Source organism: Acinetobacter sp. UBA6720 (genome assembly GCF_002454215.1).
Classification (GTDB): Bacteria; Pseudomonadota; Gammaproteobacteria; order Pseudomonadales; family Moraxellaceae; genus Acinetobacter.
This window is the reverse complement of sequence record NZ_DKIK01000006.1, coordinates 1-24,776: the sequence shown is the minus strand read 5'-3', so window position 1 is coordinate 24,776 and position 24,776 is coordinate 1. Positions and strand designations below refer to the sequence as shown.

Annotated in this window: 28 protein-coding genes and 1 tRNA gene; 15 read left to right on the top strand and 14 right to left on the bottom strand. The window is 40.6% G+C overall.

Annotated elements, in window-relative coordinates; translation table 11 throughout:
- Positions 1-118: 118 nt before the first annotated feature.
- Positions 119-194, top strand: a tRNA-Lys gene (locus B4F08_RS00615).
- Positions 195-339: 145 nt separating this feature from the next.
- Here B4F08_RS00615 and B4F08_RS00610 read toward each other — a convergent pair.
- A complete protein-coding gene (locus tag B4F08_RS00610) occupies positions 340-990 on the bottom strand; it encodes a hypothetical protein (protein WP_110974293.1) in 651 nt (216 codons plus the stop codon).
- 273 nt (positions 991-1,263) lie between these two features.
- On the opposite strand from B4F08_RS00610, the gene B4F08_RS00605 reads away from it, so the two are divergent.
- The gene (locus B4F08_RS00605) at positions 1,264-1,539 is read left to right on the top strand and encodes a PspC domain-containing protein (protein WP_086209631.1); all 276 of its coding nucleotides are present in this window, start codon (positions 1,264-1,266) and stop codon (positions 1,537-1,539) included.
- A 94-nt stretch (positions 1,540-1,633) separates the two neighbouring features.
- Here the strand turns inward: B4F08_RS00605 and B4F08_RS00600 are convergent, their stop codons facing one another.
- Together B4F08_RS00600 and B4F08_RS00595 are read right to left on the bottom strand one after the other, a co-directional pair.
- Positions 1,634-2,734, bottom strand: coding sequence for an HPP family protein (locus B4F08_RS00600; protein WP_291372412.1), 1,101 nt, complete (start codon positions 2,732-2,734; stop codon positions 1,634-1,636).
- 110 nt (positions 2,735-2,844) lie between these two features.
- A complete protein-coding gene (locus B4F08_RS00595) occupies positions 2,845-3,228 on the bottom strand; it encodes a lysozyme inhibitor LprI family protein (protein WP_291372426.1) in 384 nt (127 codons plus the stop codon).
- A 28-nt stretch (positions 3,229-3,256) separates the two neighbouring features.
- Between B4F08_RS00595 and B4F08_RS00590 the strand changes: the two genes are divergently transcribed.
- The 8 genes from B4F08_RS00590 to B4F08_RS00555 all read left to right on the top strand — a co-directional run bounded on the left by B4F08_RS00590 (position 3,257) and on the right by B4F08_RS00555 (position 12,587).
- Entirely contained in the window at positions 3,257-4,942 is a 1,686-nt protein-coding gene (locus B4F08_RS00590) for an SIR2 family NAD-dependent protein deacylase (RefSeq protein WP_291372410.1), read from the top strand.
- Between the two features lie 80 nt (positions 4,943-5,022).
- Positions 5,023-6,012, top strand: coding sequence for a glycine--tRNA ligase subunit alpha (glyQ, locus tag B4F08_RS00585; protein ID WP_086209633.1), 990 nt, complete (start codon positions 5,023-5,025; stop codon positions 6,010-6,012).
- The gene (gene glyS / locus B4F08_RS00580; protein WP_291372407.1) at positions 6,012-8,081 is read left to right on the top strand and encodes a glycine--tRNA ligase subunit beta; all 2,070 of its coding nucleotides are present in this window, start codon (positions 6,012-6,014) and stop codon (positions 8,079-8,081) included. Before glyQ ends, glyS begins: the two co-directional genes overlap by 1 nt.
- 94 nt (positions 8,082-8,175) lie before the next feature.
- Positions 8,176-9,951: an AAA family ATPase gene (locus B4F08_RS00575; protein WP_291372406.1), complete on the top strand. Its 1,776-nt coding sequence runs from the start codon at positions 8,176-8,178 to the stop codon at positions 9,949-9,951.
- Between the two features lie 73 nt (positions 9,952-10,024).
- Entirely contained in the window at positions 10,025-10,414 is a 390-nt protein-coding gene (locus B4F08_RS00570; protein WP_291372404.1) for a hypothetical protein, read from the top strand.
- Between the two features lie 299 nt (positions 10,415-10,713).
- Positions 10,714-11,235: a hypothetical protein gene (locus B4F08_RS00565; RefSeq protein ID WP_291372402.1), complete on the top strand. Its 522-nt coding sequence runs from the start codon at positions 10,714-10,716 to the stop codon at positions 11,233-11,235.
- A gap of 166 nt (positions 11,236-11,401) precedes the next feature.
- Complete coding sequence (locus tag B4F08_RS00560) at positions 11,402-11,965, top strand: hypothetical protein (RefSeq protein ID WP_151706458.1); 564 nt, start codon at positions 11,402-11,404, stop codon at positions 11,963-11,965.
- A gap of 118 nt (positions 11,966-12,083) precedes the next feature.
- Positions 12,084-12,587 (top strand): hypothetical protein, encoded by a 504-nt coding sequence (locus tag B4F08_RS00555; protein ID WP_151706457.1) that lies wholly within the window; start codon positions 12,084-12,086, stop codon positions 12,585-12,587.
- Between the two features lie 98 nt (positions 12,588-12,685).
- Here B4F08_RS00555 and B4F08_RS00550 read toward each other — a convergent pair whose 3' ends face one another.
- From B4F08_RS00550 to B4F08_RS00540, 3 genes are all read right to left on the bottom strand, one after another.
- A complete protein-coding gene (locus B4F08_RS00550; protein ID WP_291372399.1) occupies positions 12,686-13,642 on the bottom strand; it encodes a 2-hydroxyacid dehydrogenase in 957 nt (318 codons plus the stop codon).
- Positions 13,643-13,765: 123 nt separating this feature from the next.
- On the bottom strand, positions 13,766-13,960 hold the full coding sequence (locus B4F08_RS00545; protein ID WP_086209641.1) for a hypothetical protein: 195 nt from the start codon (positions 13,958-13,960) through the stop codon (positions 13,766-13,768).
- A gap of 133 nt (positions 13,961-14,093) precedes the next feature.
- Positions 14,094-15,380, bottom strand: coding sequence for a hypothetical protein (locus tag B4F08_RS00540; RefSeq protein ID WP_291372398.1), 1,287 nt, complete (start codon positions 15,378-15,380; stop codon positions 14,094-14,096).
- Positions 15,381-15,502: 122 nt separating this feature from the next.
- Between B4F08_RS00540 and B4F08_RS00535 the strand changes: the two genes are divergently transcribed.
- Both B4F08_RS00535 and B4F08_RS00530 read left to right on the top strand, forming a co-directional pair.
- Positions 15,503-16,282, top strand: a complete 780-nt coding sequence (locus B4F08_RS00535; RefSeq protein ID WP_291372396.1) for a class I SAM-dependent methyltransferase — start codon at positions 15,503-15,505, stop codon at positions 16,280-16,282.
- Positions 16,283-16,294: 12 nt separating this feature from the next.
- Positions 16,295-16,855, top strand: a complete 561-nt coding sequence (locus B4F08_RS00530; RefSeq protein WP_291372394.1) for a hypothetical protein — start codon at positions 16,295-16,297, stop codon at positions 16,853-16,855.
- Positions 16,856-16,902: 47 nt separating this feature from the next.
- Here the strand turns inward: B4F08_RS00530 and B4F08_RS00525 are convergent, their stop codons facing one another.
- From B4F08_RS00525 to B4F08_RS00515, 3 genes are read right to left on the bottom strand one after another with little or no spacing between them, the layout of a single operon-like run.
- A complete protein-coding gene (locus B4F08_RS00525) occupies positions 16,903-17,313 on the bottom strand; it encodes a GFA family protein (protein ID WP_291372424.1) in 411 nt (136 codons plus the stop codon).
- A 58-nt stretch (positions 17,314-17,371) separates the two neighbouring features.
- Positions 17,372-18,583 carry a TIGR03862 family flavoprotein gene (locus B4F08_RS00520; protein ID WP_291372392.1) on the bottom strand — a complete coding sequence of 404 codons (1,212 nt, stop codon included), beginning with the start codon at positions 18,581-18,583 and terminating at the stop codon, positions 17,372-17,374.
- A gap of 3 nt (positions 18,584-18,586) precedes the next feature.
- Positions 18,587-19,246, bottom strand: a complete 660-nt coding sequence (locus B4F08_RS00515) for an SAM-dependent methyltransferase (protein WP_291372422.1) — start codon at positions 19,244-19,246, stop codon at positions 18,587-18,589.
- Between the two features lie 85 nt (positions 19,247-19,331).
- Between B4F08_RS00515 and B4F08_RS00510 the strand changes: the two genes are divergently transcribed.
- A complete protein-coding gene (locus B4F08_RS00510) occupies positions 19,332-19,505 on the top strand; it encodes a DNA gyrase inhibitor YacG (RefSeq protein ID WP_291372390.1) in 174 nt (57 codons plus the stop codon).
- Positions 19,506-19,671: 166 nt separating this feature from the next.
- The gene (locus B4F08_RS00505; RefSeq protein WP_151706451.1) at positions 19,672-19,851 is read left to right on the top strand and encodes a hypothetical protein; all 180 of its coding nucleotides are present in this window, start codon (positions 19,672-19,674) and stop codon (positions 19,849-19,851) included.
- 50 nt (positions 19,852-19,901) lie between these two features.
- Here B4F08_RS00505 and B4F08_RS00500 read toward each other — a convergent pair whose 3' ends face one another.
- The 5 genes from B4F08_RS00500 to B4F08_RS00480 all read right to left on the bottom strand — a co-directional run bounded on the left by B4F08_RS00500 (position 19,902) and on the right by B4F08_RS00480 (position 24,337).
- Positions 19,902-20,546 carry an MBL fold metallo-hydrolase gene (locus B4F08_RS00500; RefSeq protein ID WP_086209650.1) on the bottom strand — a complete coding sequence of 215 codons (645 nt, stop codon included), beginning with the start codon at positions 20,544-20,546 and terminating at the stop codon, positions 19,902-19,904.
- 12 nt (positions 20,547-20,558) lie between these two features.
- On the bottom strand, positions 20,559-21,581 hold the full coding sequence (gene hemH / locus B4F08_RS00495) for a ferrochelatase (RefSeq protein WP_291372386.1): 1,023 nt from the start codon (positions 21,579-21,581) through the stop codon (positions 20,559-20,561).
- Positions 21,582-21,650: 69 nt separating this feature from the next.
- A complete protein-coding gene (locus B4F08_RS00490) occupies positions 21,651-22,676 on the bottom strand; it encodes a DUF4062 domain-containing protein (protein WP_086209652.1) in 1,026 nt (341 codons plus the stop codon).
- Positions 22,677-22,808: 132 nt separating this feature from the next.
- Entirely contained in the window at positions 22,809-23,678 is an 870-nt protein-coding gene (gene murI / locus B4F08_RS00485) for a glutamate racemase (RefSeq protein WP_291372385.1), read from the bottom strand.
- A gap of 47 nt (positions 23,679-23,725) precedes the next feature.
- On the bottom strand, positions 23,726-24,337 hold the full coding sequence (locus B4F08_RS00480; RefSeq protein ID WP_119064115.1) for a DUF1285 domain-containing protein: 612 nt from the start codon (positions 24,335-24,337) through the stop codon (positions 23,726-23,728).
- 191 nt (positions 24,338-24,528) lie between these two features.
- Here B4F08_RS00480 and B4F08_RS00475 point away from each other — a divergent pair.
- A partial coding sequence (locus B4F08_RS00475; protein ID WP_291372384.1) for an NAD(P)/FAD-dependent oxidoreductase occupies positions 24,529-24,776 on the top strand: 248 nt, incomplete at its 3' end.

The following is a 24,776-nucleotide window of genomic DNA, read 5'->3' as shown; positions in this document are numbered from 1 at the left end:
AATCGCGGACGACCCACCATCTTTTTGTAAAATCTAGTTTTACAAACCTGCTCAGGTTCGAATGCTTTAAAATCCTTTTTTAAACTTTCAGCGAATATTTCTTCGTACACCTTGCTCAGGGTCGTTAGCTCAGCTGGTAGAGCAGCGGACTTTTAATCCGTTGGTCCCGCGTTCGAATCGCGGACGACCCACCATTTATCTAAATCCTTTCTTATAATTCTTCAATAGTGCTTCATATATTCAGCATTATCTTCAAAGAACAATCTCTCCTTTTACGATATATCTCAGTATCAGCAAAGACTCTGCTTTAGCAAATAAATAACCATAGAATACAATATTTTAGTTATTTGGCTCACGTTTTAAAGTATATGCCCGCTCTAACTTTGGAAAACCACGTGCATACAACTTTTGGTTATTTTCATCTAAATTATTACTTTTATTCAAATCCATCTGTAGAGTCTGTGCATCAATCACTCGATAATAGAAATTCAGACCTTCCTTACGATGCACAATCAGCTCGGTCCGTTCTTTGTCCATGGTCCACGTATCACGGCGATAATTTAAGTGTGTAAAACCTGGCCGTTGTTTTTCAGAAAAAACCTTCCCTAAACGGACAATACTGCGGTGTACCGTACCATCGGGCAAAAAATTCAGAATGAAATCAGCTTTCCCTGTTTCACATGGGAAAAAATAGCCATCACATTGAATTTGTGTACGATAACGGCCGATAAACTGCTGCTCACGAATATCGAGCTTACGCGGTGCATAATCTGAGTCATCCTGCATGGTGGCGCGTCCAGCGACTTCCGTCAGCTTTTTACCAGAATGTTCATTCTTAGCAGGTGTATCTTTCATGCTGGTAGGCTCATGTTGCTGTGATGCCTCGGAATGCCCATTATCACAACCAAATAGCGATACACCAATAAGCCCCACCACGATTCCTCGTCGTAATATAGGCATTACCCCTTGATGTTCTGGTTTTAAGTTCATTCCACACTCACCACATCAACGTGATTTATTTCCATACAAATCATGAGTTTCTATTCCAACCATTCACTATACTTAACACTTAATTCGTTTTCATGGCTAAAGCTGAATACATAAGCGCGGGACATTTTAATCCGTATAAAACCCAAGCTTTTCGTAAGTTACATAACTTTACTTTTTAATTGCCTCCAGCACCTTTAAAAACGTATTTGTGTCACCATTTTTAAAGTATGAGTTCATCAAGTAACTCACATTTTATATTTTAAGGAGACCTAGATGGCCAATGTTGGTTTATATCGCTCTAACCGCTCAAACATGATTGCTGGTGTGATGGGTGGTATTGCTGAACGTTTTGGTTGGAACGCAAATTTACTTCGTATTGTTTTCATCACCATTTCACTATTGAGTGCCGCATTCCCTGGAATTTTGGTTTATCTCATCCTTTGGTTAGTGATGCCGAAACAAAAAGACTATATTGAGCACTCTCCACAGGCTCAAGCTGGTTATCACAATACAATGCGTACCGTTAACCCAGATCATCGCAACCCATAAACGCTGTCTTTCGTCTCAAAAAAGTTTCTTTTTATGCTACGACATCTTCCCCCAAAGTGTCGTAGCTTTTTTTTGCCTACAACATTCACACGACTTAGCGATGCTGCAATTGGCGGTATAAGGCTGCAATCATATCTGCTCGGCTAATAATACCAACCAAGACTTTGTTTTCAACCACAGGGATATAGTTAAAAGAACGCTCAACAAAGTAAGGAATTAAATCTTGCAGTGCTTGATCTGGCTGTACGGTCACCACTTGACGACTCATAATATGCTTCACCTGATCTTGCCAAGATGTACGTAAGTCTGTCGCCTTCTGGAACCACTCCACGACCTCATATAAAGCCAAGGTACCGCATAAATGTCCTGCACGATTCAACACTGGCAAACTCATTAAATTAATCTGTTTAAATTTCTCTAGAGCAACCTGAATATCTTCATCATCGTATAAGCACAGTACATCCTTACTCATAATGTCCTGACAACGTAAGTCTATCTGAAAACGCGTATCCGCTTGAGCTTGGGCCTTTAAAATCAATTTTTGTAAATCATATTCACTAATGTCGAGTAACTGTGTTTCTTTCGCTAAAACGCGATGAATATCCTCGGGTTGGATCGTCACTTTCTGAGTTGGTGTTGGATCTTTGGAGCGCCGATTAAGCTGGGTCGCAACTTGTGGATATTGACGCCCAATTAAACGATTAAAGACAACTGCAATGCACAGCAATACGCCAGAATTAAGCAATACAGGATAAGCAATAAAATAATATCCTAACTGATGTACTACATCTCCCCCCAAAACAGCAGTGATTGCTACAGCACCACTTGGCGGATGTAATGAGTCTGTCGTCATCATTAAAAAAATAGATAATGCAACAGCAATACTAAATGCTTCCGTTAAATTGGGAATATAGAGTGCGCAACTGACCCCAATAATACCCGCAATAATATTGCCAACAACCATATTCCAAGGCTGAGCCAAAGGACTGGCAGGCACAGCAAAAAGCAGTACAGAAGATGCTCCCATCGGTGCGATATACCATGCATTAATTCCCCCCAACACCCACCAACTGATAAGCGAAGACAAGGCTAAACCCAATAATGCACCCAGACCACAGAGCATTCTTTCCTTTAGCGGTAACACTTTAAAATTCGGTTTTAAGGTATTTAACCATTCAAGTTGCATATGAAACACAGCCACCCTTCTATTTTTTCGCACTCAACTGGTGCAAAATTATACGTGGTCTCAGCAATAAGATGCATCTATTTTACATCTTATTTTTATGAGTAATTCTTCTGAATTCTTTAGTGAACGTATTGCTGTAACTGCACAACTCGTTCAGCATACTGTTGCATTGGACAAAAGGCATACATGGGAGATCCAACATACTGCCCCGCATTATCACACTCTTGCTCGACATAGGCTTTCCACAAGCGTTGTGATTTCAAAATGGCTTGATAACGTTCTGGCTGGCTATCCTGCTGACTTTGCACACGAATTTGATCGAGTAAGGATACGATTTTCTTTTCATCAAGGTGTTTGGCTCGTTCTGAACAGATCTCCACCACACTATTGTTTATACTGGCAAGCTGTAAAGCCTGAACGGTCTGCTCAACACATTGATTATAAATATCTGGCTCGACCTCTTGCTGCTGGGCCTGAGCCACTCCACTTAACGTAGTCAACATAATAAAGATATGGGGATATAATTTTCGCATGGTGTATTCTTGGTTTTATTGTGGAGAATTTAATATAATAAAATCCCTGACTTCTTTGATACATTTTTCCTTTAATATAAGACCAACATTACAACCAAAAACATCAATGAAAGAAAATCAACGCGAAAAACTTTTAAAACATTTAGCAGCCTCACTGAAAGATGCTAAAGACGATGGTGGAGCAATCCTTTTAGTTGGCGCAGGTATTTCTGTATCAGCTGGAATTCCACCTGCTTTTAAATTAATGAAAATAGCAATTGAGAATTTTCCAAATTATTTTACCGAAGAAGAACTACGTTTTGTTCAAGAAGATTTAAGCAAACTTCAATACAACGATATTATGAGTAAACTATCGTCTGTTCACCGTAAAAAGATTTTTAACTGGTATATTCATGGTGATGAAGAAAAAAGTATCCCTAAAGCTAAACTAAATTTTGCGCACTTGGCTATCGCAGAATTATTAAAACAAGGTTATATCAAGCGTATTTTGACAACCAACTTTGATCCTTTATTGATTAACGCTTGTTATATGGTTGGCATGTATCCACTGCCTTCTATCTATGATCTAGGTTCAGTCTCTCAAATCAATCCTGAACTCTTTGATAACCCTTGTATTATTTATCTTAATGGGCAACATGCAGGTCAGGTCCAAAGAAATACATCTTCACAATTAAATACACATGATCCAATTTTACAAAAAGTTGTTCTTGCAACAGGCTGTAAACAGCCTTGGATTATAGCTGGATATAGCGGTGAAAATGATCCTCTCATGAAAGCACTAGATGAACTTCGTCCATATAATAATTGGTTATATTGGTTAGAATATGGCGATCATGTTTTACAAAAAAAAAGCCATCATTTCTTAGAAAATGATGAAGAATGTAAAGTCATTTATGCATGTGATGCTGATGAAACATTCATGGAAATTGCTGAACTATTGCAATGTAGCTTAGATTTTATTGAAAGACCTGAGGTAGAGTTACAAAACTATTTAAATGAAATTAATTTTAATACTGCCTTAACAAAGGGTGAGAAATACAAATCACAGACCGAAAGACTAGTCCGAGTCTTAAGTAACAAATTAGATGATTACACACGTGTAGATATTTTTTATACCATGCTAGAAAAGCTTGAAAATGATGAGTTTAATGATACTAATCTCTCTCTAAAAATTGCTTGTCAAAAAGAGATCTTAATTTATGAACCTCAAAATCTTGATATAGCTGAGAAAGCACTTAATACCATTATGCATTTAAGTAGAAGTACCACAAATATCAATCTAAAATTTAATATCTTACGTGAACATAGTGATCTATTAATTTTATTAGAGCCATTAAAGCTTGAACTAAATATCCTTAATGCATTTATATACTTCTTAATACATTTAGCTTTTGTCGAAAAGAATCCAGTTGAAAAATCTAATAGAATTAATTCAATTCAACAAATACTACCTATAATCAAAAATAATTTAGATACACTTACTCTACTAGAATTCTACGCTCTCATTAGAAGTTTTTCTGGCTTTGAATCTACATTATCAAAAGCCGCTGAGGATTGCCTAGAATCAGATGAATTAGCCGAACTTAAAGAGTGCATTGCTAACTCTATAATTATTAATGAAATTCAACGATCATCAAAGTTCATGCCAATCATTCAAAATATCTTTAAAGTAAAAATAGATTAAAACAGCAAACCTTTGCCACTCCCACCTAAAATCCTTATACTTAGAACCAATTTTTTTCTTATATTTATAATGGATGCTGCATGAGTCGCGCCATATCGCATATTGATACATTCCAAGGCTTAATTCTTGCCTTACAAAACTACTGGGCTGAACAAGGTTGTGTGATTTTACAACCTTACGATATGGAAATGGGTGCAGGGACATTCCACACTGCAACATTCTTACGCGCACTTGGGCCTGAAACTTGGAACGCAGCATACGTTCAACCCTCACGCCGTCCTAAAGATGGTCGCTATGGTGAGAACCCAAACCGTTTACAGCATTATTACCAGTTCCAAGTGGTACTGAAACCCAACCCAGACAATATCCAACAGCTTTACCTAGACTCGTTAAAAGCCATTGGTATTGATACCCTTACTCACGACATCCGTTTTGTCGAAGACAACTGGGAATCTCCAACACTGGGCGCTTGGGGCTTAGGTTGGGAAGTTTGGTTAAACGGTATGGAAGTGACTCAGTTTACCTACTTCCAACAAGTCGGTGGTGTTGAATGCTACCCAGTGACCGGTGAAATCACTTACGGTCTTGAACGTTTAGCCATGTACCTACAAGGTGTCGATTCAGTTTACGATTTGGTTTGGACCAAAGGTCAATTCGGTACTGTGACTTATGGTGATGTATTCCATCAAAATGAAGTTGAGCAATCGACCTATAACTTTGAATATGCCAACGTTGAAAAAATGTTTGAATTGTTCGATTTCTATGAAGCTGAAGCAACGCGCTTAATGGAAGCTGAACTTCCACTTCCTGCCTACGAACAAGTCATTAAAGCATCACACAGCTTTAACTTACTTGATGCACGTGGTGCGATTTCTGTGACTGAACGTCAACGTTATATTTTACGTGTTCGTACTTTAGCGCGTTCAATTGCGCAAAGTTATGTGGCTGCGCGTGCTAAGCTTGGCTTCCCGATGGCAGAACCACATTTACGTGATGAAGTTTTGGCTCAATTAAAAGCTCAGGTTGAAGCGGAAGCGGCTCAAGCAGAAAAATCAGCGGAGAACAAATAATGTCTAAACATACCATTTTATTTGAACTCGGTTGTGAAGAACTCCCACCAAAAAGCTTAAAAACTTTACGTGATGCATTGCAAGCTGAAACCATCAAAGGTTTAAATGATGCAGGTTTGGCTTTTGAAGCAATTGAAGCGTATGCGGCACCGCGTCGTTTAGCATTGAAAATTATCAATGTCGATGGTGCTCAAGCAGATACTCAAAAACGTTTTGACGGCCCTGCGCTACAAGCGGCTTATGATGCAGAAGGTAAACCAACCAAAGCACTTGAAGGCTTTATGCGTGGTCAAGGCATTACTGCGGATCAAGTTTCAACTTTCCAAGCGGGTAAAGTTGAAAAAGTTTGCTACTTAAAAGATGTCAAAGGTCAAAGTCTGGACGTTTTACTGCCACAAATTTTACAAACTGCTTTGGATAACCTTCCAATTGCAAAACGTATGCGTTCAGCGGCAAGCCGTACTGAATTCGTTCGTCCTGTAAAATGGGTTGTGTTGTTAAAAGATAACGATGTGGTTGATGCAACCATTCAGGATCATAAAGCAGGTAATGTGACTTATGGTCATCGTTTCCATGCACCTGAAGCCATTACACTAGCCAATGCAGATGCTTATTTGGATGCCCTTCGTGCTGCAAAAGTCGTAGCTAATTTTGAAGAGCGTCAAGCGATCATTGACCAGCAAGTTAAAGCCCTTGCGGATGAAGTCAATGCCATTGCCATCGTTCCTGCTGATTTACGTGATGAAGTGACCGCATTGGTTGAATGGCCTGTTGCGCTTCGTGCAAGCTTTGAAGAACGCTTCCTTGCTGTGCCTCAAGAAGCGCTGATTACCACCATGCAAGACAATCAGAAGTATTTCTGTTTGGTGAATGCTGACAATAAACTACAACCTTATTTCATTACCGTTTCAAATATTGAGTCGAAAGATCCGACTCAAATTATTGAAGGGAATGAGAAAGTTGTACGTCCTCGTTTGTCTGATGCGGAATTCTTCTTCTTACAAGATCAAAAGCAACCACTTGCATCTCGTAAAGAAAAACTCGCCAATATGGTTTTCCAAGCACAGTTGGGTACGCTTTGGAATAAATCTGAACGTATTTCTAAATTGGCTGTGGCTTTATCTGCAATCACAGGAGCAAACCCTGCGGATGCTGAAAAAGCTGCACTTCTTGCAAAGTGTGATTTAACTTCTGAATTGGTCGGTGAATTCCCAGAACTTCAAGGGATTGCGGGCACTTACTATGCACGTATTGAAGGTGAGAATGATGAAGTTGCGGAAGCTTTAGGTGAGCAATATTTACCTAAATTTGCAGGTGATGTTTTACCAAAAACTAAAACAGGTACTACGATTGCACTTGCTGACCGTTTAGATACTTTGACTGGTATTTTCGGTATTGGTCAAGCACCTACAGGTTCGAAAGACCCGTTTGCTTTACGTCGTTCTGCAATTGGTATTTTGCGTTTAGTGACTGAAAATAATCTTGATGTTTCAATTGAAGAATTGATCAAGTTGGCTTTGGCTGCTTATGGCGATGTATTGAAAGACCATGACAAAACTTTAGCGGATGCTGTTGCCTTCCTTGAAGGTCGTTACCGTGCGAAATACGAAGATCAAGGCGTTGCAGTTGATGTGATCCAAGCCGTTCAAGCGCTTTCTCCAAAATCACCTCTTGATTTTGATAAGCGTGTGACTGCGGTAAATCATTTCCGTAGTTTACCTGAAGCTGCTGCTTTGGCTGCTGCGAATAAACGTGTTGCCAATATTTTGGCAAAAGAAGCTACACCTACTGGTGAGATTGTTGAATCTAAATTGGTTGAAGATGCTGAAAAAGCGCTTTATGCAGAGATTCAAGCTATTCTGCCTGTAGTTCAACCGCTTTTGGCTGCGAAAGACTACACCGCTGCCCTTTCTAAACTTGCAGCACTTCGCGCACCAATTGATGCTTTCTTTGATGGCGTCATGGTGATGGCGGAAGATGCTGAGTTGAAAGCAAACCGTTTACGTTTACTGGCTCAGTTACGAGACTTGTTTACCAGTGTTGCGGATATTTCGGTGTTGCAGCACTAAAGTCTTAGTTGCTTGAGTTTTAAACAAAACCCCGCTATAAATTAGTGGGGTTTTTTCTTTATAAAAATATAAAATTATTTACTGAGAGTTTAAAATGAGTGTAACTATTAAAGAGTTAGAAATAAAAAACTTTAGATCATGCAAAGACACTAAAGTTTTAATGAAAAACTTTACAGCGCTTATTGGTTATAATAATGCTGGAAAATCAAACATAATATTGGCAATTAAGTTTCTTTTAGAAGGACTAAGTGCAAAGACATTTAACTACTATACTAATGCTAATAATCATGATGACCCTATAATTGTCACTGCAACCTTAATCAATATAAAAGAAGAATTATTAAATCTACTAGAAGATGATCATGCTACAAAACTAAGACCATTTATTATTAATGAAGAGTTAAAAATCCGAAGATCAACATTTATCGAGAATAATAGCAAACAAAAAATTGTTGTTACCTTATTCAATGGTAACGAATGGAAACCTATTCAATCTGGTATTGAACAATCAATTATAAAAATTTTTCCAAAATTCATCCATATTGAAGCTATGTCTGATGCTCAAGAGGACTCAACTAAAAACAAAAGTGGTACAGCTATATCTAAACTACTTGATCTTATATCACTTGAAATCCAAGAAAATTATCAAGAGCAATTCACTTCCAGTTTGGCAAAAGTATCGGAATTACTATCCCATAATGGTGAACAACGAATTGATGCTTTATCTACTGTAGATGCAGGAATCAATCATATTTTACATAATTTTTTCCCTGATATTTCAGTAAAACTTCATTTTCCGACTCCAACTATTGAAGACATTTTTAAAAATGGAACTATTAAAATTTTTGAGAATGAGACTATTGAAAGAGATTTTTCAAATTTTGGGCATGGTAGCCAACGTTCAATCCAAATGGCTTTAATACGCTATTTAGCTGATATTCAACAGAACAACCCCAACCTAAGAAGATCGAATACTATTATTTGTATTGATGAACCAGAACTATATTTACATCCCACTACCATTGAATTAGTCCGTGATGCTTTGATCATTTTAGGTAATTTCGGATATCAGATTATATTTCCGACTCATTCAGCAAGCCTTTTGTCTGCTAATCATGCTGTTAATGCAATCCAAATTTATAAAGACTCAGAATTAGGGACACAAGCAAGACAACCAATTTCACATATCATTAACCAAATTGCTCAAAATCGATTCGCACAACTTAATGATGCTTTTAAATTAAATAATGCATCCCATATTTTCTTTAGTGACGAAGTTCTACTAGTTGAAGGTAAAACTGAATTACGTGTCTTACCAAATATTTATTCAAAAATTACAGATCGTCCTTTCCATTTAAGAAAGATTGCGTTAATAGCAGTAGAAGGAAAACATAATTTAATTCCTATGCAAAAAGTTATTCAAGCTCTTGGCATTCCAGTTCGCATAATTGCTGATTTAGACTTTATTGGTAATTGTGCATTTTGGGAGCTAATTGATGAAAATAATGCAAAAGATTTCGAGGATTTTAGAAAATTTGTTCAGAAATATAAAGATCATTCTGATTTGCAAATAGATACAGAACACACTATCAACTGCGATACTTTACGCCAGATTAAGGCAAAGAAATTTAATTCCATCGCTTCATTTCCTGAGGCTAAACCCATAATTGAAAATATTCATAAATCTCTAAAAGCTAAAGATATTTATATTTGGAAAAAAGGTGACATCGAATCTATTTATGGTTTTAACTCAAAGAAAGAACAAGAGTGGAAACTATTTAATTCAGCATTAATAAATAATGAAATTCCGCTAGAAAGTTTAATACATGACTTTGAACATCTCTTAGATGCTATTCATTGGATAAATTAACATTATCAGGAATAGCCAACCTTTTCTTAATTCCCTATACTCAACCTAACAACTCGCAACAAGAACGAACCTTATGAAATTAAAAACTGTACTTTTCGCTACTTTTGCTGCCCTTTCTATTACAGCATGTACATCTCAACCAACGATTCCACAGTTGACAGCGGGTGTATTACAAGAAGTCCAAAACATTGAAGTTTATCCAGACACAACCAATAACAAAGCAAAACTGACTAAATTTGAAGACAAATGCGTCATCGAATTTACTGGCAACCTCAAAGCGGGCAAAATCGTAGAACAATGGGCGTTCCGTGACTACACACTCATCACAGGTGGCTCAGCAACCTTTGCACTCGATGGCACCAGCACAGCAACCAAATTTGAATTACATGATGCAGAAGTACAGAAAAACTTCCTCGCACTACGTAATCACTTTGCAAAAGAAGCCTTAGCGCAATGTAACTAAGCAAATCGTCATCACTGGTACAACATCAGTGATGACTTCCTCTCAAATGCCTTCCTCTTCATATCTTTTATTTCAACGCTAGTCTCCATACTCTTTACATTTAAAACAACGACCACGCATAAACTTACATAATTTTAATGAATTAACTGAACGATACAATTTTCAGCCCATTGTTCATGCGCTGTTGCCGCATTGTGCGACTTTCATATCAAATGCTATTTTTGAGCTCATTTCTGTCTATGATGACTGCTGTTCTGAACTCCTCATCGGGTTCTGTCATAAGAGGTAGAAAATCAAAGATGAAAGTTTTAACAAAAGCACTCACCGCTTCGGCTTTAACCACTGCACTTTTAGCCTCCACTTCCCTATTTGCAAATACCACAGCCAATACATCGGCCAATGTTCAAGTTCAAACCTCGCAGCCAAGCGTATTGCAAAACTTAAAACATGATGTCAAACATGCCACGCATGCGACAGGTGAAGCGGTTGAGCATGGTGTCGACAAAACCAAAGCATTTAGTAAAGAAAAATGGCAAGACACCAAAGAATTTTCAGCTGAAAAATCTGCTGTCGTAAAAGATAAGGCTGGTGACGTTAAACAGTCTGTTGAGCATAACACCAAAAAAAGTGGTCACTATATAGCGGATAAAGCGAAACAAGGCCAACAAGCGACCAAACAAAAATGGCAGGAAACTAAGCAGGCTGTTAGTGGTCAACCCAAACGTGCTGACTTAAATGGGCAAGCTCAGCTCCAAGTAGACACACCTGTCGCTAAAGCCAAAGTCGGTTCATCTGCGGATGCTGCCGTTGGCGCGCAGTAAAAGTTAAACTCCTCCAGAGTTGAGAGAGCCCACATGCTGGGCTCTTTTTTCGCTATAGACATTTGCACACTACGCTTATTTACAACCAAGCACATGAAATTCACACAAAGAGGCTTTATGCTAAAACGCTGATTTATGCACGATAGCCCAAGAGGTACACTGCTCTATGAACATGATGAAAACAACACTCTTCTGCACTCTTTTAATGACAACAGCAGGTGTATGGGCACAAACAGAAACCACTACTCAGCAAGCACAAAAGCCTATTACACCTTATGGTAAAAACCCCAACATCTTTCACGTTTGGGCTTATAAAACTCAAGAAGGTGTGATTAACACGGCGGAAAAAGTCGGTACTGCAACAGAAAAAGGCATCCAAAAAATTCGCCCTTCTGCACACAAAGCCTTGGACAGCGCAAAAACCATCACCAACAACACCGCAGAACAAGCCAAAGAAACAGGACAACAAGTTACCCAAAATGTGAATAAAAAGTTGCATGAAACCAAGCAAGTGATCACTGGTCAAACGGATCAACCCGCTCCCATTTACCAAGGTAGCTTGAGTCAACCCTCATCTGCACCCGTAGATGCTCCTGCGGTTCAAGCGCCTTCAGTCTCATCTCCACAGCCTGTCGCACCTCAAACAATGAATGAACCTACGATTACCCAAGCACCATCTTCCTTTACACCTGCTCAAGCAGAAGAAGAAATTAAAGTGACTAAGCTTTAATGAAAAAAAAGCCCATCAGTTGATGGGCTTTTGACTAAAAAAACAAAAAAACTTTTGAAGTTATTGAGCTTAGGCTCTAGCATCGACCTATAAAAGCCACATAATCATAAAAATTTTCATGAAAATAATCATTGGCATCATTATTGGAATATTTTTAGTACTTATAGCGTTATTTACTTATTCTAAAATTCCTACGCCACAACACGCTGCAACGTTGAATCTTTTACAACAGCATCTAATATTGCCACAGTACAGTCATGAGGCTGAGGGACGTAAGCTTCAATCTATTGAAATGATTGAGGATGAAGAATATAAATCAACTGAAGGGAATGAAGCCTCACTGTATCAACTTAAAGATCAGTGTAAGCTGACACTCGAAATTTATGGTGAATCATTCCAAAGCCAACGCAGTTTTTACTTTCATCAAAATAAAATTCTACGAGCATTTGAAACACATTGGACCTATCCCAATGGGGGATTTTATGCTGAAGAGGGAAAGGCTCAAGCGTTTGCACGCCAACAAAGTTATTTTATGCTCATGAATCCTGAAAATAGCGATACACAGCGTACTTTGACTCACCTGCAACAATATTTCGATCCTAAATTTATTAAAAATTGTTAAATTTCTAATATTAAAAAAATAGGATTAAAGCTAAACTTAAAAAGAACTACAACGAAGAAGCCGTCATCTGACGGGCTTTTTCGTTGTCATCATTTGATTTAATTCACCCGACGGATTGGCTGTCCGGCTTGAAAAGCTTGAGCATTTTCCACCAACTGCTGCACCATGCGCTGGCGCGCATCAACACTGCCCCACGCACTGTGTGGCGTGATGATTAAATTCGACAGACCAGCATCTAATAAAACATTGCCCTCTTTAGGTGGCTCAACGGTTAGTACATCAGTAGCAGCGCCCGTAATTTCACCCTGTTTTAATGCGTCTGCCAAAGCTGCTTCATTGACAATTCCACCCCGTGCACAATTAATTAAAAAGGCACTTTTTTTCATTTTTTTGAAAGCTTGAGCATCAATCAGGTTAAGCGTGTCATCGGTTAATGGACAATGCAGACTGACAAAATCTGATTGCGCTAGCAAATCATCAAAGCTCACTCGTGTTGAGTCAGCATGTGGACGGTTTGGCAAATTGCCCACTAAAACTCGCATGCCAAAGGCTTCAGCGAGTTTAGCCACTGCCTGCCCCAATTCCCCATACCCTAAAATACCCAAGGTCTTACCGGAAAGTTCAATAATTGGATAATCCAGTAGGCAAAACTGCGAAGCTTTATTCCATTCGCCCTGTTGCACTGCACGGTCGTATTGCAAGCATGAGGTTGCAAGATTGAGCATCAACATTAAAGTGTGCTGTGCCACTGCTGCCGTACCATAACCCTGACAATTACACACCACAACACCTTGTGCTTTGGCTTGTTGCAAATCAATGTTATTGCTGCCTGTGGCAGAGATTAAAATCAACTTTAACTGAGAGCATTGTTTTAAGGTGTCGGCATCCACCAACACTTTGTTGCTAATAATCACATCTGCGTCTTGCACACGTGTAACAAGCGTCTTAGCATCGGTACTTGGGTAGAGGATCAGTTCATCAAAAACAGCATGCAGTGCTTGAAAGTCCAAATCATTTTTATCTAAGGATGCATAATCTAAAAATACGGCTTTCATTGCTCACGTCCTGTTGTTCTGCATAATGATAGAACGCTTATTTAAACCAACTCAACCCCATTTTTCAATGTAAACACTGCCCTAACCACCTAAAAAAAGCCACCACACACAGAAAAAAGCCCGCTATTTAACGGGCTTATTACGATGAATACGAATAGAAATACTGATCTGTTTAATCACATAAAACGTCAGGATCAGCAGAAGAACCAAGCCACCACCGAATGTCAGATAGGCGGGGTCTAAACTTTGTGCCAGTACGCTTTGTGATGTTGAAATAAACAATAATGTTATAAATACAGCCGACCAATGTCTTTGCATTGCTTCCACCCTATTTGATCTTTATCCGCATTGTTTAAAATACAAACAATAGTTTCATATTAAACCAAATAGGACGGAAAACAAGCGCTTGGCTTTAGACCAAAGCTCTATATGAATAAATCACATGAGTACATTATAGAAACACATCTGATTCAGTATCGCTTGAGACTAAAAACTGCGCTGTTTCTGGAATATCCTCGACCAAATCAAAGCCACCATATTCATCACAGCTAAAGTTAAACTGCTTATAGCTAATCAGATAATAATCACTGTATTTTTTCATTAACAATGGATGCATTCCAGCGCTCAACTCGGCTTGTTCATGTACCAATTTCATGATCTGTCTGTCATTCATGACGATGGTATAACGCATGTCGTTATAGTAAATATGTACTAACCCATTGCCCTTGGCAAAAATCGGCAGCAGAAACTTATGATTCAGTGCAATAGCATCTGGTGCATAGCTTTCAATTTTCTGACTGATCATATTGAACACTAAACCATGTCCAAAATTATCCATCAACTGACAGCTACTTTCTTGTGGCAAATTGACCTGAATGCCCAATTTCAGTAGATCGGTCTGGCTCACTTGTCGATTGCTGAGTAACTCACGGATAATACTTTGTTTGAGTTTGCTATCAAAAAACTGACCATCTAACTCAAGGTCATTATTTTTCAGAATGCGTCCCAAAGAAAAGCGGTGACGTGGCAACAAGTTTTCGATCACTTTCCGGTAATAAAACTTGCTGTTCTTTTTCACTTCACGAATTTTTTTATAAAAATACGGCGCATCAAACTCATGACGTAGAAAGTCATGTAGCAAATCTGAACTGGCTAAAACGGCAATCGCATCATGCCCTGTAAAAGGTAAGTTCAGGGTTTTCAGATTCGGCACGACCGTTTGTAATTTTTCATAGTGCGCACGGTCTTCAGGGCAGTAAGGGTCATAAATAACGATGTATTCACACTCTGCCGAGACATCCTTCGGCTGTACCTGCATGTCATGGTTCAGCTCAGGCTGATAGAACATGTTATAGCGGTTATCCGTCACCTGTTCAGGGTCGATCGAATACTGCGGCACCAAGGCCACCACACGCTTAAATCCAAGCAGCTTTGAGTATTTAATCGCGGCATAGCCCCCCATTGACCCTGCATAGGCAATACGGGTTTGAAAGGGCGCAATCCAAGCGCGAATCGCGTCCAACATAGCCAACATCGAAGACTCTGGAAACCATGACTTTTGTTTGGGCATAATGCCGACCACATTGAAGCCAAACTTCGCCAGCGACTTTTCTGCATTGATCGACGTTCCCTTGGCACGGGTAATCAGGTCGCCAAAAGAGAAAATAAGTTCGTCCGATGAACCCTGTAAAAAAATGACACGAATCTGGTCATCTTCAAAAATAATTTGTTTCGCCATGTCCATGCTGAGAGATTTCATTCCTAAAAAGTGAGGTCATGTTCGTTCCATACAGCATAAGCGATTTCATCGAACCAAATGTGTTATTTTATAGATGCAGAGCAGATAAAAAAGCGCAAAATATGACACAATTACTCCATCCTTCGGCGCAACACGGGTTTAGCGCGGCTGCTGAACTTTATCAACAAGTGCGTCCAAGTTATCCACAAGAGATCCATGCGTGGCTCACCGAGCAACTGCATTTAAACACAAATTCACATGTGATTGATCTTGCCTCGGGTACAGGTAAGTTTCTGCCTTATCTGATTCCACATAGTGGAGAACTCACTGCCATCGAACCTGTTGCCGAAATGTTAGCTCAGCTCAAACTGGCTTATCCACAGGTAGAGACTTTACAAGCCTTTAGTGACCATATTCCCCTGCCTTCGCAAAGCATTGATGCCGTTTTATCTGCGCAGGCCTTCCACTGGTTTGCCAACATGGACAGTTTAAACGAAATCCATCGTGTCCTAAAACCGCAAGGGCATTTGGGCTTGGTCTGGAATCAACGCGATACTCAAGTCGACTGGGTCAATGCTCTGGCAGAACGACTTGCTCCTTTAGAAGGAGATACCCCACGTTATCATAGCGGGCTATGGCAAAAAGTTTTTGAACATCAAACCTTATTTCAGCTTAAAAGCTTGCATCAGTTTGCACAGCAACAAACAGGTACAGTGGAGCAAGTTGTGTCAAAACGTCTCCTTTCGACCAGTTTTATTGCCGCAATGCCTACGGAGCAACAACAGGATTTAAAACATCAGTTTGAACAAATTGTGCTGCAGTACACGGGCAAACAGCCACAGGACGAAATCAGTTTTCCTTACATCACCTATGCCTATCACTTTCAAAAAATAGCAGAATAATAGGACACCGACATGAACCCAAATACCCTTTCATTGAAACAGGTTCTACTGCCGCTTGTTTTAGGTGGCAGTTTAATCCTGACAGGTTGTAACAAGGCCGATGAACGTGCTGAGCAAGACACGCTTTCGAGCGATGATAAAGTTCTGCAAGAACTCAGCTCCGAACCCGTTAAAAACTTTGCTCAAACAGCTGATGATCCACACGATATTACGCTCTTGGTCGACTATGACCAACGCTTTAGCAGCATGAGTGACGAAATGGAAGATGAGCTCATCAAAATGCGCGAAGCAGGTACACTGACAGATGAGTTTGCAAAAACACGTAAACAAGACAACATTCAGTCTGCGCTGAATATGCTGAAAGAGCTAGATTTGAAAACAGAGCAAGGGCGCTACATTCAAACGTTGATGTACCAATATTGGGACAACCAAGCCAAAATTATCCAGAATAAAAATGCTACGCCAGAGCAGAACGTGAAAGGTCTCGGTGAACTTATTCATGCTCAAGAACAGCTTGAGCACTGGCAGTCGCAATACTCTAAGCAAAAAGATACAACAGCTACAGGCTACTAAGTGACAAAAAAAAGGGATCACTCGATCCCTTGAATTCAAGTAATGAACTACGGGCGCTCTGCATATTGTGGCAATGCATCACAAATGTTGTCCCACTCAGCTTGAGATGCCACAAAAATATGTTGCGTCGGCTTTTGCGCTAAAGGGGTATCTAAAGTGCCAATACGCAAACGGTAAAAGTCAGGAGTGTCGGCCTTAATACTGATAATCGGTGAACCACAGTTGCCACAGAAACAGCGCTCTGTGCCTGTACTCGATGCATATTTTTTCACAACATCCTGACCAGACGTCAGTTTGAAATCCGCCTTAGCAATCGGTGCATTGGTTGCATAGGCGGTTCCATTGGCCTTGCGACATTTTTGACAATGGCATTGGACAATATCGCCAATCGGCCCATCAATTTGATAAGTTACTGCACCGCATAGGCAACTGCCCACATACTGCTGAAGATCTGACATCATGATGCTCCTTGAATTTTTTATTCAAATTAGCACAGCTGATTTTCAGTTGCATTGCTTATGGCGATTTTTTTGCCACATTCAAATACTGCAAAACCCCATTACCCGCGGCACGTCCCGTTGCAAAACATGCAGTGAGTAAGTAGCCCCCTGTCGGTGCATCCCAGTCCAACATTTCCCCACATAAAAAAACGGCGGGATTAGATTTTAATTGCAACTGCAAACTCAGCACTTCACGGCGCACACCACCTGCACAACTAATCGCTTCTTCAATCGGACGAAAACCAGTTAAAGGAATCTGGAGTTGCTTAATCTGCTGCGCCAGTTGTTCAGGGTGATTCCAGTGTTCTTTTGCAACCAACTCACGTACTAAATTTGCCTTGGCTGCATCTAAACCAGCTTTACGCCAAACATTACTTAACGACTGTTTTTTCGTGGCTTTCAACCGTACAGCCAATTCGTGAACCGTGACATCAGGCAGTAAATCAAGCGTTAACACTAAAGACTGTTGTTGCTTCTGCTGTGCGCGAAGCGCTCGTCCTTGCTTATAGACCAAACCACTTTCTAGACCGTAATGGGTGATCACGATATCGCCCATACTTTTTTCTGTATCACCCACCCATGCTGCGATACGTTTCAGGGGTTGACCGAAAACGGGTTGCATGTAGCTTGACCATTCATGTTCTACCCCAGCATTACTGGCTTGAAAAGGTTCAATTTCATCGCCATCCAACCAATCTTGCCATGCACCATCACTACCGAGCTGAGACCATGACACTGCTCCACAGGCCAAGACAATGGCATCATAGCTCTGGCTGTGTACTTGATCACTGATCAAAGACTTGATTTCAAGCGTATGCTCTTTGAGGCTGAGGCATTGATGACGATAATGAAACTTGACGCCTGACTCAACCAAGCGTTTCAACCATGCACGCAGTAAAGGCGCAGCTTTCATTTCAATCGGAAAAATACGCCCAGACGTTCCAACATAGGACTCAATGCCTAAACCTTTCATCCATGCTTGAATCCATGCGGCATCCCACTCACGAATCCAAGGCGCCAACCATTCGGCTTGATCATAACGACCGATAAACTGCTCCACAGGTTCTGCATGAGAGATATTCAGTCCTGTTTTACCCGCCATCAGGAACTTACGTGCAGCTGATGGTTTTTGTTCAAATACATCGACCTGAACATCATATTGGCTCAACACTTCTGCCGCCATCAAACCTGCTGGGCCCGCCCCAATAATTGCAATACGCTTTGGCATGATTTATTCAGCTTGATCTGAAGATTGCACCTGTGGCTTCTGACCTTGCAAAGCCTGAAACGTATCAAAACGTGTGCAATACCCTTCAGGTTTGGTGATGATCAACTGTTGGCAGAGCTCGCCTCGTTCTAAATATTTAATTTCAAAATGCGTACGTGCAGAATGACCCGCAATGCACTCTTTCACAAACGGTAATTTCCATACCTCAATCAACTGTTGCTGTGCTTCTTCGATATATTCTGGAATATTGCTGGCTAGAGTGATTTGTCCACCCACTTGTAAACGTGAAATCAGAAATTCAAAAAATGGCATATTCAACCAGCGCTGCGCAGGATTATGCGGTTCAGGATTCGGATAAAGAATAAAAAACTGCTCAACTTGCTGTGGCTGCAAAGCATGCACCACCCACGGCAGAGCATCGGCATGAACCAGTTGTAAATTCTGCTGGCCTTCTAAGCCATGTTGCTTTTGCATCGCCACAAACTTTTCACGGGTTCGCTCAACCGCAATCAGCTTTTTCTCAGGGTGATTGGCCGTAAACAATAAGGCATGTTTACCCTTGCCCGCCCCAATTTCCACACAAATAGGATCACGGCTGATCATTTTGAAATCACGAGGGGCTTGCATACGCTGGGCTTGAAATTGACGAATTGGCATAATCAGATCAAACTAAGAAAAAACCGCATCAGTCTAACAACTGCCAACGTTTTTGCCTATTTCAATCCGAAAATTTTATCTGGAGCACATCATGCCACATACGTTTCCATGCCCGCGCTGTGGTGAAATGAGCCAATGGGAAGATAACGCATTCCGCCCATTTTGTTCAGAGCGTTGTAAGCTAATTGACTTAGGCACATGGGCAAACGATGAATATCGTCTCCCAACACAAGATGCTCCACAGGCCGATAATTCTGAAGAATAATCTGCCTTATTTCATGATATTTTTCATATTTTGATGAGAATTGCTCACCATTTAATTGCTCAATATTTATTCAAAAATAATATTCTTCATCTATAATCCTCCTTAGGTTTTTACTCACTCACATTTGAATAAATCATAAAAATAAACCTTATAGGAGGAGGAAAAGATGAATCTACTCAGTAAAATTATTGTCATTATTGCGTCTTTACTTTCGGTCAGTAGCTTGATGTTTGGCATCTATATACAAGATCTGTTGATCCTTTCGGTTGGGCTCTTATTCGCCTTATTCTCCATCGTGTTTGCTCTCGAAACTCAACACATTTTGAATCATCCATTTCGAAAATAAAAAAGTCAGCACCAACTGACTTTTTTATTTTCAACTAGACAACGAAACACTTAGCCTGCTTTTCCTGCCACAAAAGGGTTATGTTGTTTTTCAAAGCCAATGGTACTGATTGGGCCATGTCCTGAAATAAACTGTGTCTCATCAGGTAAGCTAAAGCATTCGCGCTGAATAGAGTCAATCAACTGCTGATGATTACCACGCGGAAAGTCGGTACGACCTATTGAGCCTTTAAACAACACATCGCCTGTCCACAGTAATCCATAGTTCTTATTATAAAACATCACATGACCAGGAGTATGCCCAGGGGCAAAACGCACTTCAAACTCTTCATTTCCCAGTTTAAGAACTTCCCCGCCTTCAAGCCATGTCGTGACATCTACCTTTTCTGGAATAGGAAAACCATAACGCTGCGAAACTTCTTGGATCATATCCAACCAAAAAGCATCTTCTTTATGCGGGCCAATCACAGGGACATCCCACAGTTTTTTTAATGCACCCACAGCACCCGCATGATCTAAATGTCCATGCGTCAACCACAGCGCTTTTACTGTCAGACCCAACGCTTCGATTTCAGCTTTAAGTTTCTCAGGCTCTCCACCTGCATCAATTAAAATTGCTTCTTTACTGTCACTGTCCCAAACAATCGAACAGTTCTGCTGAAATGCCGTTACAGGCACAATTTTAACTTGCAACATAGCGTGTCAACCTCAATTCGTTTTGCTGGCTAATGTCTGTTTTAAGGCATCAAGATTAGCCTGAACCAAAGTATTGAGCAATTGCAAATGATCTCCGCGGCTGTTCAAGGCTGGAATATATTGATACCGCTCTCCACCGTGAGACAAAAACAATTCAGCATTCTGAATCGCCAATTCCTCTAAAGTTTCTAAGCAATCCGCTGAAAACGCAGGGCTCATAATTTGTACCGACTTCACTCCTTGCTCTGCCCATTCGGTCAGTAAGGCATCGGTATATGGTTTTACCCATTCTTGCTTGCCAAAGCGGGATTGGAAACTGATGGCCCATTCGTCCTCAGCCAGTCCCAACTCTTCTGCCACCAACTGCCCTGTGATGCGGCAACGGTCGGCATAGGGATCGCCTTTATCGGCATAAGGCTGTGGAATACCATGAAAAGACATTAACAGCTTTTCAGCCCCCCCATGTTCAGCACGGAAATCGCGCACACTTTGCGCCAAAGCCTGAATGTATAAAGGGTGCTGATAATAATCGCGAATAATACTCAACCCCGGCAAATTGCGTTGCTTGGGAATCCACTTCGCGAAAGCATCATATAAAGGCGCGCTAGATGTCGCAGAGTACTGCGGAAATAAAGGAAAGAGCACAATATGATCTTGAGGGTTTTGACTCAACTCAGCAAGTAAAGACTGAATACCTGGATTGCCATAGGTCATCGCAGGGACGATATTCAATTCAAATTCAGGATTATCCACAAGAAGTTGCTGTTCTAATGCAGTAACTTGGGTTAGCAAAATCTCTCGCATTGGCGAGTCATTACCCCACACCATTTCATAAGCATGGGCAACACGCTTCGGACGAAACGGCAAAATAAATAAACGAAGAATAATCTGCCAAAGCGGTTTGGGAATTTCAATCACACGCGAATCAGATAAGAACTGATCTAAAAAGCGACGCACTGCGGAAGCCGTCGGTGCATCTGGCGTCCCCAAATTTGCCAAAATAACAGTCACTTTTGCTTTTGCTGCAGTAGACATTCAGCCCTCGTTGCTCGTTTTTGAATGTCCCTACTGTAACAGTTTTCCTTTCATTTTCTAAATGGATAACTACGAAGACTGAAATTGGAAAGCCCGATCATTTTCCAATAAATTACTCTCCAAAAGCTTACTGGCTTTTGGGGTCAACTGCCAAAGCATACGTTGGCGATCGTCGCGACCCGACTGAATGATCCAATCATTTTGACGCATTTGCATTTTAATACTATGTAAGGCACGAATATTAATTTGAGAACGAGCAACCGCATGCGCACGTGGCATTTCTTGCCGCGCATCATTTAAACCCGTTTCATTTAAATATTCATTCATGCGTTTTGAAAAATACTCTTCAGGCGTTGGATGAATAAATGTCGAACCCAGAACCGAGAGTAACTGTGCCCAGGTCATCTGCTTTTGAATTTTCAGTTCCTTAAAGTTTCCATCCTGATAAGCATGCATCCGATAATCAAATACAAAAAACTCATGCATAGCTACTTTCGGCAATGTCAGGAATGGATCGACTTCGCGTTTACCTGCTTCGGTTTCTAACTGCATCACCTTCGCTTTGAGCTTATCTATCTCGTCATGCAATACTTGGGTATTCTGTGGACGAACCCAGCCCGATACAGGATAACGCTCCAACATCTGGGTCATATTCAAACGAACAGCCATCTCCAAATCACGCATCGTTCTATACGTAAAAACCTGATCAACTTCCTGTTGCAGTAGTTTTCTAAAATCTTTGAATTTTTCACGTAACTCAGGCTTGTCATCATGCAAATTAGGATCACGTGCATCTGGATCATCATGCATAAAGACAATAATCGGCTTTTGTTTGGTCACTGCATAAATGTATTCAAGATGCATATAACCCACACCCGATACAGACTGCTCACCGTACTTGCTTCCAAGCAACAAAATGACATAGTCACAGTCATCAATCTGACGGCGTGCAAAAGCCGTTGAAAGTGGTGTCCGTTGTTCTAATCCCCAAGAAAAAAAACCCATACCTACTAAAGTCTGGGCCAAAATCATCCGTTCTGGTTGCATTTCACTTCCAGAGGTCGTAATAAAAACTTGATAACGCTTATCGAGCATCGGTTATCCTCATTATTTTTCGCAGTATCCCATCCCCCAATTTTAACTAGATGGATACAGCGACTAACTCAAGCATGTTAGGTTTCAATTTTTTGACTATATATCAAAATACTAGACTCATTTTTATAAAAATCAATCCGATATATTCGAAATTGTCCAATTTAATTCTGGTTCAAGCAGAAGTTCTAAGATGGGTCTTAAACTTTCTGCGTTATTTCCACTGACAAAACATTCGATTCGAACATCATCAGCATAATTTTGTTCAAATAATAACTCATTTTTGATTAAAATACGGGCTGTTTGTCGTGCAACTGCCTGCCCAGAGTCAATTAATGTCAGTTTCTGACCAAAAATAGATTGTATCGCTATTTTCAAAAAAGGGTAATGGGTACAGCCTAAAACTAAGTAATCTGCGCCTTGATCGACAACGGGTTGTAAAATATCTTTTAAAATGGCTAAACATGCCGCACTCATCTGTGCGCCACTCTCAACAAAAGGCACTAAATCTAAACAAGTCACAGGAATTACGCTAACGCCCGAAGGTTGCGCAAATTTTTCGACGACGTCTTTGATGAGCTGTCCACGAAAAGTCGCAGGAGTGGCCAGTACAGCCACGGTTTTAGATTTACTTTGTAGTACTGCAGGCTTCAAGGCAGGAACAAGGCCAATAATCGGAAAGCTATCGCCATAATGTTCACGTAAATAATCCAAACTAAAGGCTGAAGCGGTATTACATGCTACAACGGCAACTTTACAGCCTTGGCGGTACAACCATTCAATAGCATGTGCAGACAGCTCTCGAATATTTTGGTCATCACGTGGACCATAAGGCACGTGTGCAGTATCGGCAAAATAAATAAAGCGTTCATTCGGCAAATGCTTGGCAATTTCTTGAGCGATGGATAAGCCACCTATTCCCGAATCAAATATCCCGATTGGCGCATCGGCTGTCGCTTTTGGCATGGGGTTGATCAGGGGAAATAAGGGCTGAATGGCACTCATGGGGACTCGTTGCAGTATAAAGTTAAAAGATCAATCAAGCTTAAACCTCAGGTGCCTAATTGCAATAGCAAATCACCACTTTGTAAGCACAGTTTAGCCTGTCCATCTGCATCGTCGCTTAGCTCACCCATTTCCACCAAATGAAAAAAAGCAGCACGCTGAATCAATGCATTAATCCCAAAGCGAACATGCACATAAGGACGTAGCTCCCCTTGGAAGGCACGCATAAAAATGGGATGGGCTTCATCAACAATCACTACATCATGTGTGGTCGTGGTCAGTTGTAGGTAGATTTTTCCTGCAATTTCGACTTGATCGACCTGATTGACAAATAAAGGCTCATCTTCAACCTCGATTTCAATCTGCTCGACAGGGGTTTTAAGATAAAACTTATCTTCTTCTTTCCAAAGTACCGTTGCAAATAGCTCAATCATGGCTGGGCGTTTGATCAATTGACCTTCGTGCCACCATTCTCCATTGGCCAAAACCTTCAAATCCATTGCGCCACAATGCTTTGGGTGCCATTGATCTAAAGGGGGGATTGACCTTTTGTGACCGGACTGTCCATCTTTTATGTATTGTGCAATATCAGTTAAGTTTTTATTATCAGCAATAGCTACTTTTTTCGTCGGATTTGCTGAGTTGTGCTGCTTATCCATAAAATTCATGCCTGTCTGACGGAAAAATAATATGATTCAGCCAATTGGCTAGAACTCGGTTTAAACCTATACTAGCTCACAATATAAAAGACACGATGATAAATTTTGTGTCTGGGAACTAAGAACACTCATGGCAGCACCGTTCTTTGAGTCAAAACGGTTGCCACCTTTAACCATATGAGGAGTCCTACATGGAACACATCGAACGTGAATCGATGGAGTTTGACGTAGTCATCGTAGGCGCAGGCCCTGCTGGCCTTTCTGCTGCGATTAAAATTCGTCAACTTGCAATTGAAAACAACCTTAATGATCTGTCCGTTTGTGTCGTAGAAAAAGGCTCTGAAGTTGGTGCGCATATCCTTTCAGGTGCTGTGCTCGAACCGCGTGCGATCAATGAGTTGTTCCCAAACTGGAAAGAAGAAGGCGCGCCTTTAAATGT

Coding starts and splice junctions, on each gene's coding strand:
- B4F08_RS00545 (WP_086209641.1), bottom strand. CDS start 13,960: ATGCAAAGACATTGGTCGGCTGTATTTATAACATTATTGTTTATTTCA.
- B4F08_RS00505 (WP_151706451.1), top strand. CDS start 19,672: ATGAATCTACTCAGTAAAATTATTGTCATTATTGCGTCTTTACTTTCG.
- B4F08_RS00575 (WP_291372406.1), top strand. CDS start 8,176: ATGAGTGTAACTATTAAAGAGTTAGAAATAAAAAACTTTAGATCATGC.
- B4F08_RS00490 (WP_086209652.1), bottom strand. CDS start 22,676: ATGCTCGATAAGCGTTATCAAGTTTTTATTACGACCTCTGGAAGTGAA.
- B4F08_RS00550 (WP_291372399.1), bottom strand. CDS start 13,642: ATGAAAGCCGTATTTTTAGATTATGCATCCTTAGATAAAAATGATTTG.
- B4F08_RS00570 (WP_291372404.1), top strand. CDS start 10,025: ATGAAATTAAAAACTGTACTTTTCGCTACTTTTGCTGCCCTTTCTATT.
- B4F08_RS00560 (WP_151706458.1), top strand. CDS start 11,402: ATGAACATGATGAAAACAACACTCTTCTGCACTCTTTTAATGACAACA.
- B4F08_RS00520 (WP_291372392.1), bottom strand. CDS start 18,583: ATGCCAAAGCGTATTGCAATTATTGGGGCGGGCCCAGCAGGTTTGATG.
- B4F08_RS00555 (WP_151706457.1), top strand. CDS start 12,084: ATGAAAATAATCATTGGCATCATTATTGGAATATTTTTAGTACTTATA.
- B4F08_RS00510 (WP_291372390.1), top strand. CDS start 19,332: ATGCCACATACGTTTCCATGCCCGCGCTGTGGTGAAATGAGCCAATGG.
- B4F08_RS00530 (WP_291372394.1), top strand. CDS start 16,295: ATGAACCCAAATACCCTTTCATTGAAACAGGTTCTACTGCCGCTTGTT.
- murI (WP_291372385.1), bottom strand. CDS start 23,678: ATGAGTGCCATTCAGCCCTTATTTCCCCTGATCAACCCCATGCCAAAA.
- B4F08_RS00610 (WP_110974293.1), bottom strand. CDS start 990: ATGAACTTAAAACCAGAACATCAAGGGGTAATGCCTATATTACGACGA.
- hemH (WP_291372386.1), bottom strand. CDS start 21,581: ATGTCTACTGCAGCAAAAGCAAAAGTGACTGTTATTTTGGCAAATTTG.
- B4F08_RS00480 (WP_119064115.1), bottom strand. CDS start 24,337: ATGGATAAGCAGCACAACTCAGCAAATCCGACGAAAAAAGTAGCTATT.
- B4F08_RS00500 (WP_086209650.1), bottom strand. CDS start 20,546: ATGTTGCAAGTTAAAATTGTGCCTGTAACGGCATTTCAGCAGAACTGT.
- B4F08_RS00605 (WP_086209631.1), top strand. CDS start 1,264: ATGGCCAATGTTGGTTTATATCGCTCTAACCGCTCAAACATGATTGCT.
- B4F08_RS00535 (WP_291372396.1), top strand. CDS start 15,503: ATGACACAATTACTCCATCCTTCGGCGCAACACGGGTTTAGCGCGGCT.
- B4F08_RS00565 (WP_291372402.1), top strand. CDS start 10,714: ATGAAAGTTTTAACAAAAGCACTCACCGCTTCGGCTTTAACCACTGCA.
- glyQ (WP_086209633.1), top strand. CDS start 5,023: ATGAGTCGCGCCATATCGCATATTGATACATTCCAAGGCTTAATTCTT.
- B4F08_RS00590 (WP_291372410.1), top strand. CDS start 3,257: ATGGTGTATTCTTGGTTTTATTGTGGAGAATTTAATATAATAAAATCC.
- glyS (WP_291372407.1), top strand. CDS start 6,012: ATGTCTAAACATACCATTTTATTTGAACTCGGTTGTGAAGAACTCCCA.
- B4F08_RS00540 (WP_291372398.1), bottom strand. CDS start 15,380: ATGGCGAAACAAATTATTTTTGAAGATGACCAGATTCGTGTCATTTTT.
- B4F08_RS00595 (WP_291372426.1), bottom strand. CDS start 3,228: ATGTTGACTACGTTAAGTGGAGTGGCTCAGGCCCAGCAGCAAGAGGTC.
- B4F08_RS00525 (WP_291372424.1), bottom strand. CDS start 17,313: ATGTCAGATCTTCAGCAGTATGTGGGCAGTTGCCTATGCGGTGCAGTA.